The organism is Devosia sp. J20-27 (assembly GCF_055808595.1).
Genome location: NZ_CM147875.1, coordinates 657,249 through 674,130, shown reverse-complemented (window position 1 = coordinate 674,130; position 16,882 = coordinate 657,249). Strand labels below are relative to the sequence as shown.

The 16,882-nt window shown below is 64.6% G+C and carries 20 protein-coding genes; 8 read left to right on the top strand and 12 right to left on the bottom strand.

All coding sequences use genetic code 11. The annotated features are described in order from the left end of the window. Nucleotides 1-41: 41 nt before the first annotated feature. From rplT to infC, 6 genes are all read right to left on the bottom strand, one after another. A complete protein-coding gene (gene rplT / locus AC0L4C_RS03230) occupies nucleotides 42-443 on the bottom strand; it encodes a 50S ribosomal protein L20 (RefSeq protein ID WP_473402088.1) in 402 nt (133 codons plus the stop codon). Nucleotides 444-455: 12 nt separating this feature from the next. After that, complete coding sequence (rpmI, locus tag AC0L4C_RS03225) at nucleotides 456-656, bottom strand: 50S ribosomal protein L35 (RefSeq protein ID WP_473403441.1); 201 nt, start codon at nucleotides 654-656, stop codon at nucleotides 456-458. 166 nt (nucleotides 657-822) lie between these two features. After that, nucleotides 823-1,242 (bottom strand): MarR family winged helix-turn-helix transcriptional regulator, encoded by a 420-nt coding sequence (locus AC0L4C_RS03220; RefSeq protein WP_473402087.1) that lies wholly within the window; start codon nucleotides 1,240-1,242, stop codon nucleotides 823-825. 45 nt (nucleotides 1,243-1,287) lie between these two features. Then, complete coding sequence (locus AC0L4C_RS03215) at nucleotides 1,288-2,061, bottom strand: hypothetical protein (RefSeq protein WP_473402086.1); 774 nt, start codon at nucleotides 2,059-2,061, stop codon at nucleotides 1,288-1,290. A gap of 77 nt (nucleotides 2,062-2,138) precedes the next feature. Beyond that, nucleotides 2,139-4,388, bottom strand: coding sequence for a methyl-accepting chemotaxis protein (locus tag AC0L4C_RS03210; RefSeq protein ID WP_473402085.1), 2,250 nt, complete (start codon nucleotides 4,386-4,388; stop codon nucleotides 2,139-2,141). Nucleotides 4,389-4,570: 182 nt separating this feature from the next. Next, nucleotides 4,571-5,107, bottom strand: a complete 537-nt coding sequence (gene infC, locus AC0L4C_RS03205; protein WP_473403440.1) for a translation initiation factor IF-3 — start codon at nucleotides 5,105-5,107, stop codon at nucleotides 4,571-4,573. Between the two features lie 188 nt (nucleotides 5,108-5,295). On the opposite strand from infC, the gene AC0L4C_RS03200 reads away from it, so the two are divergent. Then, nucleotides 5,296-6,093 carry an alpha/beta hydrolase gene (locus AC0L4C_RS03200; RefSeq protein WP_473402084.1) on the top strand — a complete coding sequence of 266 codons (798 nt, stop codon included), beginning with the start codon at nucleotides 5,296-5,298 and terminating at the stop codon, nucleotides 6,091-6,093. Between the two features lie 58 nt (nucleotides 6,094-6,151). Next, nucleotides 6,152-7,000 (top strand): alpha/beta hydrolase, encoded by an 849-nt coding sequence (locus tag AC0L4C_RS03195; protein ID WP_473402083.1) that lies wholly within the window; start codon nucleotides 6,152-6,154, stop codon nucleotides 6,998-7,000. Here AC0L4C_RS03195 and AC0L4C_RS03190 read toward each other — a convergent pair. Further along, on the bottom strand, nucleotides 6,972-7,466 hold the full coding sequence (locus tag AC0L4C_RS03190) for a hypothetical protein (RefSeq protein WP_473402082.1): 495 nt from the start codon (nucleotides 7,464-7,466) through the stop codon (nucleotides 6,972-6,974). The two genes, AC0L4C_RS03195 and AC0L4C_RS03190, sit on opposite strands and share 29 nt — an antisense overlap. Before the next feature lie 152 nt (nucleotides 7,467-7,618). On the opposite strand from AC0L4C_RS03190, the gene AC0L4C_RS03185 reads away from it, so the two are divergent. Then, nucleotides 7,619-8,839 carry an NAD(P)/FAD-dependent oxidoreductase gene (locus AC0L4C_RS03185; protein ID WP_473402081.1) on the top strand — a complete coding sequence of 407 codons (1,221 nt, stop codon included), beginning with the start codon at nucleotides 7,619-7,621 and terminating at the stop codon, nucleotides 8,837-8,839. Here AC0L4C_RS03185 and AC0L4C_RS03180 read toward each other — a convergent pair. Further along, nucleotides 8,836-9,147 carry a Dabb family protein gene (locus AC0L4C_RS03180; RefSeq protein ID WP_473402080.1) on the bottom strand — a complete coding sequence of 104 codons (312 nt, stop codon included), beginning with the start codon at nucleotides 9,145-9,147 and terminating at the stop codon, nucleotides 8,836-8,838. The two genes, AC0L4C_RS03185 and AC0L4C_RS03180, sit on opposite strands and share 4 nt — an antisense overlap. A gap of 38 nt (nucleotides 9,148-9,185) precedes the next feature. Continuing rightward, entirely contained in the window at nucleotides 9,186-9,932 is a 747-nt protein-coding gene (locus tag AC0L4C_RS03175) for an SDR family NAD(P)-dependent oxidoreductase (protein ID WP_473402079.1), read from the bottom strand. A 127-nt stretch (nucleotides 9,933-10,059) separates the two neighbouring features. Between AC0L4C_RS03175 and AC0L4C_RS03170 the strand changes: the two genes are divergently transcribed. From AC0L4C_RS03170 to AC0L4C_RS03155, 4 genes are all read left to right on the top strand, one after another. Next, entirely contained in the window at nucleotides 10,060-10,830 is a 771-nt protein-coding gene (locus AC0L4C_RS03170; protein ID WP_473402078.1) for an SDR family NAD(P)-dependent oxidoreductase, read from the top strand. Between the two features lie 148 nt (nucleotides 10,831-10,978). After that, a complete protein-coding gene (locus AC0L4C_RS03165) occupies nucleotides 10,979-12,022 on the top strand; it encodes an ABC transporter ATP-binding protein (protein ID WP_473402077.1) in 1,044 nt (347 codons plus the stop codon). Between the two features lie 141 nt (nucleotides 12,023-12,163). Continuing rightward, entirely contained in the window at nucleotides 12,164-13,135 is a 972-nt protein-coding gene (locus AC0L4C_RS03160; RefSeq protein ID WP_473402076.1) for an aldo/keto reductase, read from the top strand. 46 nt (nucleotides 13,136-13,181) lie between these two features. Then, nucleotides 13,182-13,958, top strand: coding sequence for an SDR family NAD(P)-dependent oxidoreductase (locus AC0L4C_RS03155; protein ID WP_473402075.1), 777 nt, complete (start codon nucleotides 13,182-13,184; stop codon nucleotides 13,956-13,958). Between the two features lie 31 nt (nucleotides 13,959-13,989). Here AC0L4C_RS03155 and AC0L4C_RS03150 read toward each other — a convergent pair whose 3' ends face one another. Together AC0L4C_RS03150 and AC0L4C_RS03145 are read right to left on the bottom strand one after the other, a co-directional pair. After that, complete coding sequence (locus AC0L4C_RS03150) at nucleotides 13,990-14,352, bottom strand: hypothetical protein (RefSeq protein ID WP_473402074.1); 363 nt, start codon at nucleotides 14,350-14,352, stop codon at nucleotides 13,990-13,992. A gap of 78 nt (nucleotides 14,353-14,430) precedes the next feature. Continuing rightward, a complete protein-coding gene (locus tag AC0L4C_RS03145; protein WP_473402073.1) occupies nucleotides 14,431-14,664 on the bottom strand; it encodes a hypothetical protein in 234 nt (77 codons plus the stop codon). A gap of 151 nt (nucleotides 14,665-14,815) precedes the next feature. On the opposite strand from AC0L4C_RS03145, the gene kdgD reads away from it, so the two are divergent. After that, entirely contained in the window at nucleotides 14,816-15,730 is a 915-nt protein-coding gene (gene kdgD, locus AC0L4C_RS03140; protein ID WP_473403439.1) for a 5-dehydro-4-deoxyglucarate dehydratase, read from the top strand. A gap of 72 nt (nucleotides 15,731-15,802) precedes the next feature. Here kdgD and AC0L4C_RS03135 read toward each other — a convergent pair whose 3' ends face one another. Then, nucleotides 15,803-16,810: a mannonate dehydratase gene (locus AC0L4C_RS03135; protein WP_473402072.1), complete on the bottom strand. Its 1,008-nt coding sequence runs from the start codon at nucleotides 16,808-16,810 to the stop codon at nucleotides 15,803-15,805. Between the last annotated feature and the right edge of the window lie 72 nt (nucleotides 16,811-16,882).

Sequence of the window (16,882 nt, the reverse complement as noted above, 5' to 3'; positions counted from 1 at the left end):
CGGCGCAAGGCGCTATTTTGACCTCAGCAAAGCTGGGGAGATTAGGCGGTGACGCGCTCGTGCGTGGTCTTTTCGACCGACCCGAGATAGTCCAGCGCCTTCTTCGACTGCACCACGAGAGCAGCGAACGCTGCGGGCTCGGTGATCGCGAGATCGGAAAGCACCTTACGGTCGACGGCAATCTCAGCCTTGCTGAGGCCGTCGATAAATCGACCATAGGTCAGGCCATGCTCGCGGACGGCAGCATTGATACGCTGGATCCACAGGGCGCGGAAGTTGCGCTTCTTGTTGCGGCGGTCGCGATAGGCATACTGACCGGCCTTGTCCACCGCGGCCTTGGCCGTGCGGATGGTATTCTTGCGGCGGCCGTAAAAACCTTCGGCCTGCTTCAGAACTTTCTTGTGACGGGCGTGAGCGGTTACGCCTCTTTTAACGCGTGCCATGAGCTCGGCTCCTTAACGGTTGTAGGGCATATACCACTTGACCAGACCTTCATCCCCCTTCGACAGCACCTTGGTGCCGCGGTGGGAACGGATGTAGTCTGCGTCGTGGCTGGACAACCGGTGACGCTTGCCTGCAACGCCGGCTTTGACGCGGCCGCTCGCAGTCATCTTGAAGCGCTTCTTAGCGCCCGATTTAGTCTTCATCTTTGGCATTTTGCTTCCTTCGATATTCAAGGGGGCTTGCGCCCGCGCATCAAAAACCGCCACGGCATGCCTTTTTGGCCGGGCGGTTTGGAAGGCGGTTACATACAAGGGGCAGGGGCCGAGTGCAACCCCAAACTGCCCGTGCCAGCGCGGTTTTAGCGGCGATGGCAGGACGCTAGCGCTTGCGCGCCGCCTCGATGGCCTCGTCCAGCGCATCCATCAGCTGATCGCGCTCGGTCCGGCTGGTGTCGCGCAGCGCATCGGCATTGAGGTGCTGGATGGCGCCAAGGGCCCGCGGCAGCACCGTCTCGGCCCGTTCGGTGAGGTAGAGTCCCTGCTGGTTGCCGTTGGCACGGCGCTCGATCCAGCCTTCCTTCTCGAGGGTTGCCAGCGTGCGGGCTACCCCGGGCTGCTCGAGATCGAGGGTTTCAACCAATTGCTTCTGGGTCTGGCCCTCGTCGCGGGCGATCTCGGCAATGGCGGTGAACTGCGCCGGCAGCAGGCCAAGCGGTGCCAGCGCCTCGCGCATGCGGTTGGCAAGGATGCGAGCCAGATGGGCCGAGACATAGGCCAGGGTCTGTTTGTGGTCGAACATGCCGCCAAGCATAACATGTTGTGTGCTGCGCCGGAATGGCGGGCGTCAGACGAGGATGTCCTGCCAGGACTTGCTCGCCCGGGTGATCTTGGCGACGGTGCGGATGCGAGCCTTCTCGCGGATGTCGAGCTCTTCGGAGATGATGTTGTGGGCATTGGCCGGATCGAGGACGCTGCGCGCCACGAAGTGATCCTCCAGATAGCCAAAGACGCTCCACACATTGTCCGAGAGCTCGCGCGCCTTGCTGCGCAGCGCCGCGACGACGGTCATTTCGAGATAGAAGCTGGGAAAGCTCAGCCGGTTCTTGTCGCGCCAGAGTTTGAGGACGCGCACCTCGTCACGGCGGTTGGCCTTGATCGCATCGAGCACATGCCGGTTGAGGTCGGTGATGAAAGACTTGCCGCTCAGCCCGCTATAGAGCCAGTGCTCGTCCGTCTGCGGATTGTCCCGGCGCGCCGGGATGATGTCGATGGTCAGCCCGCCGACATTGAGGCCGATCGAAACGTTACGCGCCTGCGGCCTGAGCCCCATCTTATCGAGCGAGTGATAGAGCGACTCGTAGATCTCGCGCGACGAGAACGGCGCGGCCGGGTTGATCGAGGCGAGGAAGTCGATCCGCATCCCTGAGGCATTGGCCATGCCCTTCTCGAACGCCCCCGAGGGGACGACCTCGAGCAGATGCTTGCCGGCCCAGGCCCTCGCGATCTTTTCGACGCGCGGCGTCAGCTGGCGCAGCGGTGAATCCGCGGAATCGTCGACGCGTTCGCGATCGAGAATGCCGCGAAGGTAGCTGCTCGCCGTTTGCAGAGCCGTCTGCACGTTTCAGAACCCACCGTTGAGGATGGTTTATTTAGTCCTAATGCGCCGCCATGACGCAAGAATTTCACTGGCATGGTTTACGCCGCCGCAGGCAGGCGGCGGGGTGTTTCATCGATCTGGAAGCTGTCGACGATGCGGTCGAGGTCGGCAGCCTGGGCCTCGGTCTGCTCGATCGCGGCATTGGTTTCCTCGACCAGGGCGGCATTGTGCTGGGTCATTTCGTCCATCTGCCGCACTGCCAGGGTGACTTCGCCGATCGATTCCGCCTGGTCGCGCCCGGCCGACGAGATCGACTGCATCAGCGACGAGTTCTCGCGCACCGCTTCGAGGATCGCCGAAAGCTTGGCCGCGGCGGTTTCCACCAGCCGCGAGCCGCCGCTGACCTCCTGGGCGCTCTGGTCGATCAGCGCCTTCACGTCGCTTGAGGCCTCGGCGGCGGACTGGGCCAGACGACGGACCTCCACGGCCACTACGGCAAAGCCCTTGCCCGCCTCGCCGGCCCGCGCCGCTTCCACCGAGGCGTTGAGGGCCAGGAGGTTGGTCTGGAAGGCGATATCGTCGATCAGCCCGATGATGTTGGAAATCTTGTCCGACGAGGCGGTGATCCGGCTCATCGCCTGGGTGGCTTCGGTCATGGCCTGGCCACCCTCATCGGCCATGCTGGAGGCGGCCCGGGTCTTGGTCGAGGCTTCTTCGGCCTTGGCCGCATTGGTGCGCACCGTGTTGGCGAGTTGCTCGATGGCGGCGCTGGTTTCCTCGATGGTAGCGGCCTGCCGGGTGGTGCGCTCGCTCAGGTCGTTGGCGCCCGAGAGGATTTCGCCGGTGGCCGAGCGCAGTGCGCGCGACGTCGACTTGAGCTGGCTGACCATGTCCGAGAAGCGGTCGGCGGCGCGGTTGAGATCGTCCTTGAGCGCCCCGAAGGCCCCGCGGTAGTCGCCGTTCATCCGCTGCGTCAGGTCGGCACGGGCGAAGGCGCCAAGCACATGCCCGGTCTCGCCCAGGCCGCGGTCGACCGTGGCGACGAGCTCGTTGATGCCGGACGCGAAAGCCTGGAGTTCGGGCAGGTCGAAACTGCGGGTGATGCGCTGGCTGAAATCGCCGTCCACGGCCGCTGCCACCAGTGCCTGCACTTCGCTGAGCAACTCGTCATTGACGGCGCGGCGCTGGGCCTCGGCCGCGGCGGCATGCGATTTCTCCTCGTCCAGCGCCCGCACGGCCTGGCCATTGGTGCGGAACACCTCGAGCGCCTTGGCCATCTGGCCCAGTTCATTGCGCTGCTCGGCGCCGACAATGGCGAGGTCGAGATTGCCTTCGGAGAGTTCGCGCATGCTGCCCACCATGCGCCGGATGGCGCGGGAAAGGCCGCGACCGATGACCACTGCAGCGGCGAGGCCCAGGAGGACCGCCACGGCGCCGGCGCCAACCACCAGGGCGCTGGTGGTCTCGACCTGCGCGGTGCCGGCGTCGCCCGCTGCTTCCTGGCGGGTCACCACGCCGCGCTGCAGGTCCGCGAGCAGCGCTTCCATCTCGTCGCCCCGGGCATCGAGTTCGTCGCTGCGCAGTGCCGCGCGTTCGATAGTGGAGGTCTTGAGCTCGTCGGCGGTTGCCAGATAGGGGGCGATGCCGGCCACGGCCTTGTCGGCGGTTGCCGCCAGTGCGGGCCGGAACATGTTGAGTACGGCAATCAGTCCGTTGAGCGCGTCCATGGCCTTGTTGCCCTGCACGCCGATCTCGGCAAAGTCGGCTTCCTTGCCGTCGACCCGATAGCGCTCGGCGTTGAGCAGCATCTGCAGGATGGCTTCCGATGCCTGGCCGGCCTGCACCACCGATGCGGTATGGCCGGCAGTCGAGGAGGCCGACAATACCTCTTCGGCGGCGGCGCGAGCGGCGCTGGCATGCGCCAGCATGCTCGCCAGCAGGGCAGTGCGCTGCTCATGCAGTTCGGTGCTGCGGGAAAGGGCGGCACCGAAGCCGTCAATATGCTGGCGCAGCGTGTCGAGGGTGGCGAGTGCCTGGGCATCTGAGGCAAAGGCCGCCTTTGCCAGGTCGCTGGCGGCGATGGCCTCGGCAACGGCCGGCTCGAACTTGGCGGCTGTATCGGCGCTGCCGTCTGCGCGGTAATGCGTGTCGATCAGGCGCAGGTGCGAGACCTTGCCGACCATATCGCCGATCGCCAGTGTCTGGTTGGCGGCAACCTTGTAATCGGCGAAGATTCCGTGTGTTGACTGGGCCCCGAGATAGCCTGCGGCCGCCACACAAATCAGCAGCGCGATCATCGCTGCGAAAGCCCCGTAGATCCGCTGGGCAATGGTCATCCGCGCCAACATCAGCAATCCTCCCGAACATACGTGTTCGTGAAGTAGGGTAGCGGCACCGATTTAACATTCTATTATTGCTATTAGGCTGTGCGCCGGGCAGTAAAGACTGCAGACAATACAATGATGTAGAGCAGTTCAAACGAAAAGGGCGCCTCGCGGCGCCCCTGGTCGATCGGTGAAAGTGTGGCGCCTTACTTGGGCGCCAGCACCATGACCATCTGCCGGCCTTCCGAGCGTGGCGACGATTCCACCTTCGCCCGTTCGGCCAGTTCGTTCTGCACCTTGATCAGCAGCTGCATGCCGATGTCCTGGTGCGCCATTTCGCGACCGCGGAAACGCATGGTCACCTTCACCCGGTCACCATCGTCGAGGAACCGGTGCACGGCCTTCATCTTGGTCTGGTAGTCGTGGTCGTCGATATTCGGCCGCAGCTGGATTTCCTTGACCTCGATGACCTTCTGCTTCTTGCGCGCCTCGGCAGCTTTTTTCTGCGCGGCAAACTTGAAGCGGCCCAGATCCAGGATCTTGGCGACGGGCGGGTTCGAATTGGGAGAGATGATCACCAGGTCGAGCCCAAGCTCCTTCGCCATGCTCATGGCCTCGCGCGTGGGCACGGCGCCCTTGTTTTCGCCTTCAGCATCGATGAGCTGGACGTCAGGGCTGGAAATATCTTCATTGGACTGCGGCCCATCTTTCTGGGGCGCAACGGGTCTCATGGGACGACGAATGGCAGACGATCCTTCAATTGTTACCGAAGTGGCGGAAGTCACATAAAATCGGGGCCGGCAGCCCATAAGTCAACAGGCACAAGCGCCACAACTCGCTAGAATTGCACTCAACTTGCGATCTGCTGGCTGGTTGCGACCGTAGAGCCATTATTGCATGAAAAGGCCGCGCAAACCAAGGGAAGTCACATATGCCCGAAATGATTGGCGTCGGAACCGCCGCCGAGGCACGCGACATCGCCGTGCTGCGCCGGCCCGGCATGAGTCCGGGCCTGTTCTGGATGGGCGGCTATCGATCGGAAATGACCGGATCGAAGGCCTCCGCCATACATGCCTTCGGCGCCGCGCGAGGGTTGGCGGTGACCCGCTTCGACTATTCCGGGCATGGACAGTCGGGCGGCGATTTCCTCGACGGCACGATCTCGCGCTGGCTCGATGAGTCGCTGGCGGTGTTTGCCACCACGACCGGACCGCAGATCGTCATCGGCTCGTCGATGGGCGGCTGGCTGGCCTTGCTGCTCAATCGCGCCCTGCGCCTTGCCGGCAGCGACCGGGTCAAGGCGCTGATCCTGATTGCCCCGGCCGTCGACATGACCTCCGAACTCATGGAAGCCGGTTTTACAGAGGCCGAGCGGCGGGCCATGGCCGACGTCGGACGCGTCGACCAGCCATCGGCTTATTCCGACCAGCCCTATCCGATCACCCGGGCCCTGATCGAGGACGGGCGCAACCATCTGCTGCTCGGTGCACGCGGCATCGACACCGGCTGTCCCGTCACCATCCTGCAGGGCGGCCGCGACCCGGACGTGCCCAAGGAACATGCCCTGCGGCTGGCGCAGCACCTGCTTGTCGATCCGGTAACGTTCACCCTGGTGCCCGACGGCGATCACCGGCTCTCGCGGCCGCAGGACCTGAAACTGCTGGAAACCGCGATGGCGCGTGCCATTGCCGATACCGTGCCGGCGCAGTCGGAATTGCCCCTTGGCTAGGCTTTTTCTCGCGCCCCGCGGTTCGAGCCGCTAGGATCGCCCGGAGGGGGACACCGACATGAGCGTTGATCCGTTCAAGATTCGCGACATCGTGCCCGATTTCGATGCCGTCAACAGCGGCTACCGGCAGGCGAGCACCGTGACGCGGCAGCGGCTTCGGCATACGCTCGACATTGCCTATGGTACGGCGCCGCGGCAGCGGCTCGACCTGTTCTTTCCGCCGGCGATGACCGAACCGGCCCCGGTTCACATCTTCATTCACGGTGGCTACTGGCGCGCCAATGACCGCGAAAACTATCACTTCGTCGCCGAGACCGTGGCCGCGGCAGGGGCGATCGCGGTGATCGTCGAGTATACGCTGATGCCTGGCGCGCGGATGGCGCAACTGGTGGCGGAGGTACGTCAGGCGACGGCCTGGGTCGGCGCCCATATCGGCGAGCATGGCGGCGATCCGGCCCGGATTTCGGCGAGCGGGCATTCGGCCGGGGCGCATCTGGCATCGTATCTGGCGGCGCTGGCGCCACATGAGCACGGCATGCCGCCCGTCCGTCCCGGGGCGCTGCTCCTGGTGAGCGGCATCTACGACCTGCGGCCGATCACCGGCAGCTTCCTGCAGCCCGAACTGGGTCTGACCGAGGAGGAGGTCAATGAATGGTCGCCGTTCGAAGCCAGTCCCGCGCCGGATACGGCAGTGACCCTCGTGGTCGGCAAGGACGAGACCGAGCCCTTCCATCTCCAGGCGCAGGATCTGGCCTTCGCCGCACGGCGGCGTGGCGTGGCCATGGAGCGGATCACCGTGCCCGGCCTCGATCACATGACAATCATGCGCGATATGGGCGTGCCGGGCACGCGGATGGCGGCGCTGCTGACCGAGACGATCAGCAGGTCGAGCGCAACGGCAGACTGAACAGGGCGACGCCGCACTGATCGATGATGTGCTGCGTGGCCGGCGGGACGCAGAGGCCGTCACCGCCCTCGCATTCGATGAGCACGGCGCCTGGCGTCACCTCGCCGCCAGCCTGCGAGATTCTCGCCGCGGAGGCCGAGATAGCCGCGAACGGCAGCAGCTGACGGCAGGCCGCGCGCGATGGCTTGCCCGAGAGATCAGCAATGGCGGTCGAGAGGTCCGCCGCTTCCATGCTGGTGGCGAAGCCATTGTAGTCGGGGAGCCAGTCGGCCGTATTCTCGACAATCAGCCGGTTCGCCTCTTCTGCATCGACCGAGCTCTTTTCGGCGCCGGCGATGATTTCGCGGACCCGGTCGAGACGGCAGGCACTGTCGCTGGCCATGTCCATCGGGGCAGCATCGGCGAGGACCGCGGAGATCGATGTGAGCGACGCAAGGACGGCGATGACAAGGCGCGCGCAGGCCATGAGTTTCTCCCGGATGGCATTCTTCCAACTGCCGCGAGACTGAGCCTAGCGCACACTGGCGCGCTTCGCTAGGTTGCGGCCAGTGCGGAGCGGCGGCAGTGAGCGTAAACCAGACGAGGCATCGGCCTCTTCCCCGCGGATCTTCGATTGCGGTGATCGGTGCAGGTATCATTGGCACGAGTGCGGCCTTCGCCCTCGCCGAACGCGGCTTCAAGGTGACGCTCTATGATCGTGCGCAGGCGGGTTCGACCGGACCCTCGCGTGGCAATGGCGGTCATGTCGTGGGCTCCGGCATTTTCCCGCTGGCCGAACCGGGCATCGGCTTTTCCGCACTCAAGATGCTGCTCGATCCGGACGCGCCGCTGAAGATTCCACCCGCCTATTATGCCGCCATAGCACCTTGGCTCTGGCGCTTCTGGCGGGCCGGCCAGCGGCCGGCCCATGAACGCGGCGTGGCCGCACTGGTCGAACTCAGTCGCGGCGCAGTGGACGAGGCTGAACGGCTCTGGGCCCGGGCCGGCATCGGCCGCATGCTGCGGCGCGATCCGGCGCTCTACCTTTATGAGAGCGAGCAAAGCTACAGCGCCTCGGTGGGCCACTGGGACAAGCGCGCCGAGGTGGGGCTGCAATGTACCCATGTCGACGCGCGCGACATTGGCGAACTCGAACCCGGCCTCGCACCGATCTTTCCGCGCGGCGTCATCAGCTACGAATACGGCGTGGTGACCGACCCGTTCGAGGTGGTCACCGGCCTGTTCCAGGCAGCCCTCGCGCGCGGCGTCGTTCATGAACGCGCCAGGGTCGATGGATTGGCGCCGCATGGGGATCTGGTGACGGTCAGCGCCAACGGCACGGCCCGCACCTTCGATGCAGCCTTGATCGCCGCCGGTGCCTGGTCGAAACAGCTGGCCCGCAGTCTCGGCGACTATCTGCCGGTGGAAGCCGAGCGTGGCTACAACCTCACCTATCCCGGCCGCGCCGGACTGATCGAACGGCCGCTGGTGCTGGCCGATCGCGGCGTGGTCGTCTCGCCGCTTGAGCCGGGACTGCGGCTGGGCGGCTGGACCGAGCTGGGCGGCACCGAGTTGCCTCCCAACCCGAGCCGCTGGAAGCGCATGCGGGAAATCACCGACGCCGTGTTGCCCGACCTGCAGGGGGCGCCGGCCAGTGAATGGATGGGGCACCGGCCGTCCATGCCCGATTCCGTGCCGGTGATCTCACGGTCCGGCAGGACACCGGCGGTGTTCTACGCCGTGGGTCACGGGCACTACGGCCTCAGCCTCTCGGCGCGGACCGCGGGCCTGATCACCGCCATCATCGGCGACGCCGCCGACGAGACCTTTGCAGCCTACGGGATCGGCCGCTTCAGCTAGACCTCGATATCGCAGACGACGAGGCCGTCGAAGCCGCCCTCTAGCGCGGCAACGAAGCGCGCGCCGGCCTTCTTGTGTCCCTCGTCTGCGAGATAGGCGTCCCGCGCCGCCGCATCGGCAAAATCGATGGTGAACCCGTGCATGAAGCCCTGCTCCAGCCCCTCGGGGCTGACGCTGCGGCCAAAGCTCATGTCGGTAATGCCGCTCAGATGGCCGCGCAGCGAGGCGAGCGCGGCAAAGATCTCCTGCCGCTCCGCCTCATCGATCGAGGCCTTGAACTTGCACAGAACGATGTGGCGGATGCTCACGCTGGCTTTCCTTGTGGTTCGAGGCGGCGAGGTCCGGCCTAGTAGGTCGCCCGTCCACCGGAGAGGTCGAAGACCGAGGCGGTGGTGAAGGAGTTTTCCTTCGACACCAGCCAGGCCACCATATTTGCTGCCTCGTCCACCTCGAGGAAGCGGCCGCGCGGAATGCGCGAGAGCATGTAGTCGATGAATTCGGGCTTGAGCTCATCGAGAATGCGGGTCTTGGCGGTGGCCGGGGTGATGGCGTTGATGGCGATGTCGTATTTCGCGCATTCCTTGCCGACGGCCTTGGTCATGCCGATGACGCCGGCCTTGGCCGCGGCATAGGCCGCTGCGTTGGGATTGCCTTCCTTGCCGGCGATAGAGGCGATGTTGACGATGCGTCCGTAGTTCCGCGCCTTCATGCCGGGCAGGACGGCGCGATTGACGTAGAAGGCGCCATTGAGATCGATGTCGATGACCCGACGCCATTCGTCGAGCTCGTATTCGTCGAGCGGCGCGTTCTTGCCGGCGATGCCGGCCGAATGCACCAGGATGTCGAGGCTGCCCAGGCTTTTTTCAGTCTCGGCCACTGCTGCGGCGACCTGGTCGTAATTGCTGACATTGACCACGACGGAGGAGGCAGCGGCGCCCAGGTCGCGCTTGGCGCTCTCGAGCAGTTCGGCATTCATGTCCCAGAGGCAGACCTTGGCGCCGGAAGCGACCAGGCGTCTGGCGATAGCAAAGCCGATGCCTTGCGCGCCCCCGGTAATGACGGCGACCTGGTCCTTGAGATCAATCTGGTTCATGTGCTCCATCCCCTTCGAAACTCGGTAACATGTCAGCGTCTAGCGCTTTAGGCGGCGGCCTGCCAGTCGGATTCGGCTAGGGTGAGATCAGCAATTGGCCGTAGGCCTGCAAAACCAAGAGGAAGACATGACCGAACTATCGAGTTTCTCGCTGGCCGGAAAGACGGCACTGGTGACCGGCACCGGACGCGGCCTCGGCCGCTCCATCGCTCTGGCGCTGGCCAATGCCGGCGCCGACGTGGCGCTGGGACTGCGTGACACCAATGCCGATGGCGGCCTGGCTGAAGAAATCACGGCCATGGGCCGCCGCGCCCTCAAGCTGCAGATGGACGTTCTCGATCTCGAGCAGGCCTATGCGGCCATCGACGAGGCGATTGCAGAGTTCGGCCAGCTCGACATCCTGGTCAACAATGTCGGCGGCGGCACCCAGGGGCCGGTCGAAAACTTCACCGAGGAGGAGTTCGACTGGACCATCGATTTCTCGGTCAAATCGACCTTCTTCGTGTCGCAATATGTCGGGCGCCACATGCTGGCTCGGAAATCGGGCACCATCATCAACATGGGATCGCAGGCCGGCGCCGTGGCGCTGCCGGGGGAGGCGATCTACTGCCTGGCCAAGGCTGCCGTCAGCCATATGACCAAGTGCTTCGCCGTCGAATGGGGCAAGTCCAATGTGCGGGTGAACTGCGTCGCGCCGACATTCTTCCGCACCGACGGCACGGCCGCCGCCCTGGGCGATCCTGACTTCAAGGCCGATGTCATCGAGCGCATCGCCGCCTTGCATCGCGTCGGCGAGCCCAAGGAAGTGTCCGGCGCCGTGGTGTTCCTCGCCTCGGAGGCGGCGGCCATGATCACCGGCCATACCCTGCTGATCGACGGCGGCTGGACGGCACGCTGAACCGGCTCGCGCCGCCGTATGCGACTTTGGTATGAGTATTTTCTGATACTTTAGTTGTAGGCGGGCGGATTGACGTCGAGGCCAATCGCCTCGAATGTGCGTGGCAACAGGGGTGGCAGGTGCCGCCCGGAGTGAGGAGACACACCACTTGGCCAGCGTAACCATCAACAAGGCGGGCAAACACTACGGCTCGTTTGAGGCCCTCAAGGGCGTTTCGTTCGACATCGCCGACGGCGAGTTCGTCATCCTTGTCGGCCCCTCGGGCTGCGGCAAGTCCACGCTGCTGCGCATGATTGCCGGCCTTGAAGACATCAGCTCGGGCGAGATCGAGATCGGCGACCGCGTCGTCAACGACCTGCCGCCCAAGGAACGCGACATCGCCATGGTGTTCCAGAACTACGCGCTCTATCCGCACATGACCGTGGCGCAGAACATGGCCTTCTCGCTCAAGCTTAAGGGCGTGCCCAAGGCCGAGATCAACGAGAAGGTGAACCGCGCCGCCGAGATCCTCGGGCTCGAGAGCCTGCTCGCCCGTCAGCCGCGTCAGCTCTCCGGTGGTCAGCGCCAGCGCGTCGCCATGGGCCGCGCCATCGTGCGTGACCCGCAGGTGTTCCTGTTCGACGAACCGCTGTCCAACCTCGACGCCAAGCTGCGCGTGCAGATGCGCTCGGAAATCAAGGAACTGCATCAGCGGCTCAAGACCACCACCATTTACGTGACGCACGACCAGATCGAAGCCATGACCATGGCTGACAAGATCGTCGTCATGCGCGACGGCATCATCGAGCAGATGGGCTCGCCGCTCGATCTCTACGATCGTCCGGTCAACACCTTCGTCGCCGGCTTTATCGGTTCGCCCTCGATGAACTTCATCGAGGGTGCAGTCGGCCCCGATGGCTTCAAGACCTCGGACGGCATCATGCTGCCGCTGCAGAAGGATCAGGTCGACGCCACCACTTACGGCGTGCGTCCCGAGCACCTGATTCTCGATCCCGAGAACGGCATCCCGGCCGTCGTCGTGGTGGTCGAGCCGACCGGCTCGGAAACCCAGGTGGTGATGCGCATCGGCAAGCAGACCGTGGTCGGCATCTTCCGCGAGCGTATCGCGGCCCGTCCGGGCGAAACCCTCAAGGTGACGCCGGATCTGGCGACGATCCACCTGTTCGGCAAGGACGGCAATCGCGTCAACTGACGCTGCCGATAGAATGCGAGAGGGCGGTCCGCAGGGGCCGCCTTCTGTTTTTTCAGCCTTGAACTGCGGCGGCGTGAGCTCGTTTGGACTCTGGTCGCTTTATCGATAATACGACCTGACGGAATTCCGAGGAGAGCATCGATGGATTATCTACGCCTGGGCCGCACCGGCCTTGAAGTCAGCCGCATCTGCTTTGGCTGTATGTCGTTCGGCAAGCCGACCGAGAACCGGCCCTGGGTGCTGGGTCTCGAAGAGGCGCGGCCGATGTACCGGCGCGCTTGGGACGCCGGCATCAACTTCTTCGATACCGCCAATGTCTATGCCGAGGGCACCAGCGAGGAGATCACCGGCACCCTGATCAAGGAACTGGCGCCGCGCGACGAGATCGTGCTGGCCAGCAAGGTCAATGGCCGCATGCGCCCCGGTCCGAACGGCATGGGACTGTCACGCAAGGCAATCCTCTCCGAGATCGACAACAGCCTCAAACGCCTCGGCACCGACTATCTCGACCTCTACCAGATCCATCGCTTCGACCCGAACGTGCCGGTCGAGGAAACCATGGAAGCGCTGCACGACGTCGTCCGTGCCGGCAAGGCCCGCTACATCGGCGCCTCGTCGATGTGGGCCTGGCAGTTCGCCAAGTACCAGCATGCCGCCGAGCGCAATGGCTGGACGCAGTTCGTGTCGATGCAGGATCAGGTCAGTCTGGTCTATCGCGAGGAAGAGCGCGAGATGCTGCCGCTCTGCCGCGACACCGGCATTGGCGTGCTGCCCTGGAGCCCGCTGGGCGGCGGCAAGCTCACCCGCCCGTGGGGCGAAACCGGCAGCGCCCGCGCCCAGACCGATCGCTGGGGCAAGGAGATGTACAACCAGGACGGTGCCAAGCCGGTGGTCGACGCGCTCGAGGCTGTCGCCAAGGCCAAGGGCAAGCCGATGGCGCAGGTCGCCATGGCCTGGCTGCTCTCCAAGCCCGGCATCACCTCGCCGATCGTCGGCGTCAGCAAGCTGCAGCACCTTGAAGATGCCATCGCCTCGATCGACCTCAAGCTGAGTGCCGACGACGTGGCAGAGCTCGAGGCGCCCTACAAGCCGCTGGTCGTCACCGGCTTCTGATCTGCATAATCGGCCCGAAGCCGAAGAAACAACTGGAGGAATACAAGTGGCCAATCTCGTGATCCCCGATCTCAAGGACAAGGTTGTCCTGATCACCGGCGCATCGACCGGCATCGGCGCCGCGCTCGCCCGCGCCTTTGCCGCACAGGGGGCCAAGGTCGGCCTCCACTACAACTCGAGCAAGGACGCCGCCGAAAAGCTTGCCAAGGAAATCGCCGATGCGGGTGGCACCGCGACGCTGATCAAGGCCGACGCGACCAAGTCGGATGAAATCCGCGCCGCCGTGGAAGCGACCGTCAAGGCCTTCGGCCGGCTCGACGGGCTGATCAACAACGCCGGCGGCATGGTCGCCCGGCAGCCCTATCAGGAGTACACCGAAGAGCTCTACGACCAGGTGATGGACCTCAATGCGCGGTCGGTGCTCGCCGCCTCGCATGCCGCCATCCCGCACCTCAAAAGCGCCGGCGGCGGCTTCATCATCAACACCACCTCGATCGCCGCCCGCAACGGCGCCGGTGGCGGCGCCGGGCTCTATGGCTCGTCCAAAGCCTTTGTCGGCAACGTGACACGCGGCATGGCCAAGGAACTGATCCCCTTCGGCATCCGCGTCAACGCCGTGGCACCGGGCGTCATCGATACGCCGTTCCATGAGCGCTATTCCACCGAAGCCCAGCTCAAGGCCATGCTGGCCCAGGTGCCGCAGGGACGGCTCGGCGTCTCCGAGGATTGCGTCGGCGCCTTCCTCTTCCTCGCCTCCGAGGCGCTCTCCGGCTACGTCATCGGCCAGACGCTGGAAGTCAATGGCGGGCAGTTAATGCCCTGATCGGTTCGGGCCGGCAGCAGCCGGCCCGTCCCTACTGCAGCCGCTGCCGCATCAGGACGAGCGCCTCGTCCAGACTTGCCGCCAGCGAATTCAGCGCCCGTGCCGTATCGAGCACGCGCGTATCGGCCGCCACGTCGGGCGGCAGTTCCTGCATCATCTGCAGCAGCATCTCCTGATGCCGGGCGACGGCGCTGTTCAGCGCCTCGGCTTCCTGCACCAGTCCGGGTTCATGGCCGCCGCTGGCCCGCAATTTCCGGGCCTGGGCGAGAAGACGTGCCGTCTTGGTCTGCCACGGCCCGATCCGCTCGCTGATCGGACCCAGGGCCGCAATGGCCTGTCGTTTCTGCGCGACGTCGGCGCGCATGGCCCGACGCCGCGGGGATTCCGGCATCATCATAGTCTCCACGCTTGTTTACGCTCAGGGTGAGGCCTCGTCGCGGTGGCCGCACTAACACTTATTAAGTCTAGCGACTTAAGTCTGGCGACCGGGAGTGGGCTGACTGGAGGACCACGCCAGAATCTGTGTGCCGTCATCGTCGGGGACGTAGACGTCGGACCGGCGACCGGGGTCGCCGAAGGCCTGGGCCAGATGCACGGCATTCTCCGCCGCCTCCTTGCGGGAGACGAACGGGCCATAGGCCTTCCCCTCGCAGTCGACCCACCAGGCCGACGGCGTCCTTATGACTATGAACCAGCACGTCTTCATGCATCTCCCCGCTCGCGAGAGAGCAACTCGCCGCCCGGCGACAGGTTCCTGCCGCAGGCCAACCCTGTGTCGATGCCGGCCACGCCGCGTCCGGCGTCGTTGACAGGCCTGGCGCGGGGTGGTAGCCGAAGTAGTCATACTAATTTGGAGGCTGCAGCCCATGGACTTGGAACAGATCAAGCGCAAGATCGGCTCAGGCCTGCTGTCGTTCCCGATCACCGATTTCGCCGCCGATGGCGAGTTCGACGAAGCGTCCTACGCCAAGCGGCTGCAGTGGCTCTCGTCCTATGATGCGGCGGGCCTGTTCGCCGCCGGCGGTACCGGCGAGTTCTTCTCCATCGGCTATGACGAATATGATCGCGTCATCCGGACCGCCGTCGAGAACAGCGCGGCCGACGTGCCGGTGCTGGCCGGTATCGGCTATGGCACGCGCATGGCCGTCGACCTCGCCAAACGCGCCGAGGCGGCCGGCGCCGCAGCGGTTCTGGTCCTGCCGCATTATCTGATGTTTGCCGAAGAGGCCGGTGTGCTCGCCCATATGACGGCGATCTGCAATGCGGTCGGCATCGGCATCATCTACTACGCCCGCGACAACACCAGGCTGTCGCCTGCCGGCCTCGAGAAGCTGGCCGAGACCTGCCCCAATTTCATCGGCTACAAGGACGGTATCGGCGACGTGCAGCTGATGCAGCGCATCTCCAGCCGGCTTGGCGATCGCCTCGTGCATATCGGTGGCCTGCCCACCGCCGAAGTGTTTGCCCAGCCCTATCTCGAAATGGGCGTCACCACCTATTCGTCTGCCGTCTTCAACTTCGTACCCGAGCTGGCGCTGCGCTTCTACAAGGCCGTGCGCGAGCACGACACCCAGACCATCAACGCCCTGATGAAGTCGTTCTACCTGCCGCTGATCGACCTGCGCGATCGCAAGAAGGGCTATGCCGTCTCGATGATCAAGGCCGGTGCCGACCTCGTCGGCCGCTCGGCCGGCAAGGTGCGCACGCCGCTGACCGAACTCGATGCCAGCGAGCGCGCGACGCTCAAGGCGCTGATCGACGCCAACAGCTGAAGGCTACGTCCAGTCGCAAAAGAGAAGGGCCCGGATCTCGCGATCCGGGCCCTTTCTCATTGAGTGAAAATCTCAGGCGCCGTACGGGTCCCAGCCATTGGCCTGGAACAGCGCGATGATGTAGCCGAAGCAGAACGAGAACGCCGTTTCCATCGGTGCGCCGCCATCGATATGGGGCACATGGTCGGGCATGATCATCCCGTCATAGCCGACCTCGTGATAGATCTTGAAGGCTTCGGCCATGTTCATGTCGCCCTCGTCGGGGAACACCTCGGTGAACGAGAACTTCTTGCCCTTGATGTTGCGGAAGTGGACGTTGAAGATCTTCTTGCGGCTGCCGAACCAGCGGATGATGTCACCGATTTCCTCGCGCGGATTCTCGAGACTTTCGGCGATCGTGCCCTGGCAGAAGTTGAGCCCGTGATAGGGGCTCTCGGCAATCGAGACGAACTTCTTGAGCCCGTCCACGGTGCCCAGAACGCGATCGACGCCGCGATAGCCGGGGCGGGTGATCGGATCATGCGGGTGACAGGCGAGACGGAACTTGTTGGCCTCGGCCACCGGCACGACGCGCTCGAGGAAGTAGGTGATGCGTTCCCAGAACGTGTCGGCATCGACGCGGCCGGCCATGGTCATGACCTCGTCGTCGGTGGTCTTGTCATGCCGGAAGGTGGAGAGCTCGGCGCCGCCGCGCCCCAGCTCGGAGGTGGTGCGCGGAATGCCCACCAGGTTGAGATTGTACTTGGCCGATTTGACGCCCAGCGAGGCCAGCATCTCGATGAGCTTGCAGATCCCCTCGATCTCGCGGTCGCGCTGCTCGGGAATGCCCATCATGATGCCCTTGGAGCGATTGCTCTCGATGCCCGACGACTCCAGCGGCAACTGGATCATGTCGAGGATGAGGCCGGCCTTCTCGATCCGCTCGATATGGCGGGCGAAGCTGTCGCGCGTCCAGTCGTAGGCGCTGCCTTCCGGATCGATGCAGACATGCTTGAGGCCAAGCTGTGCCAGCTGGCGCAGGTAGCGGTCTCCCCCGGCATTGACCAACTGGCTTCCGCCCATCTGCGTGCCGACATACATGGCCCATCTCCCTGATGTGTTCTATGACTTCTTGAAAGCAGTATGATAGATTGTGCCGGCGAGCAAGTGAAT

Bases quoted from the DNA above. Each gene is read 5' to 3' on its own strand.
- rplT (WP_473402088.1), bottom strand. From the start codon at position 443: ATGGCACGCGTTAAAAGAGGCGTAACCGCTCACGCCCGTCACAAGAAA.
- rpmI (WP_473403441.1), bottom strand. From the start codon at position 656: ATGCCAAAGATGAAGACTAAATCGGGCGCTAAGAAGCGCTTCAAGATG.
- AC0L4C_RS03220 (WP_473402087.1), bottom strand. From the start codon at position 1,242: ATGTTCGACCACAAACAGACCCTGGCCTATGTCTCGGCCCATCTGGCT.
- AC0L4C_RS03210 (WP_473402085.1), bottom strand. From the start codon at position 4,388: ATGTTGGCGCGGATGACCATTGCCCAGCGGATCTACGGGGCTTTCGCA.
- AC0L4C_RS03200 (WP_473402084.1), top strand. From the start codon at position 5,296: ATGCCCGAAATGATTGGCGTCGGAACCGCCGCCGAGGCACGCGACATC.
- AC0L4C_RS03195 (WP_473402083.1), top strand. From the start codon at position 6,152: ATGAGCGTTGATCCGTTCAAGATTCGCGACATCGTGCCCGATTTCGAT.
- AC0L4C_RS03190 (WP_473402082.1), bottom strand. From the start codon at position 7,466: ATGGCCTGCGCGCGCCTTGTCATCGCCGTCCTTGCGTCGCTCACATCG.
- AC0L4C_RS03175 (WP_473402079.1), bottom strand. From the start codon at position 9,932: ATGAACCAGATTGATCTCAAGGACCAGGTCGCCGTCATTACCGGGGGC.
- AC0L4C_RS03170 (WP_473402078.1), top strand. From the start codon at position 10,060: ATGACCGAACTATCGAGTTTCTCGCTGGCCGGAAAGACGGCACTGGTG.
- AC0L4C_RS03160 (WP_473402076.1), top strand. From the start codon at position 12,164: ATGGATTATCTACGCCTGGGCCGCACCGGCCTTGAAGTCAGCCGCATC.
- AC0L4C_RS03150 (WP_473402074.1), bottom strand. From the start codon at position 14,352: ATGATGCCGGAATCCCCGCGGCGTCGGGCCATGCGCGCCGACGTCGCG.
- AC0L4C_RS03145 (WP_473402073.1), bottom strand. From the start codon at position 14,664: ATGAAGACGTGCTGGTTCATAGTCATAAGGACGCCGTCGGCCTGGTGG.
- AC0L4C_RS03135 (WP_473402072.1), bottom strand. From the start codon at position 16,810: ATGTATGTCGGCACGCAGATGGGCGGAAGCCAGTTGGTCAATGCCGGG.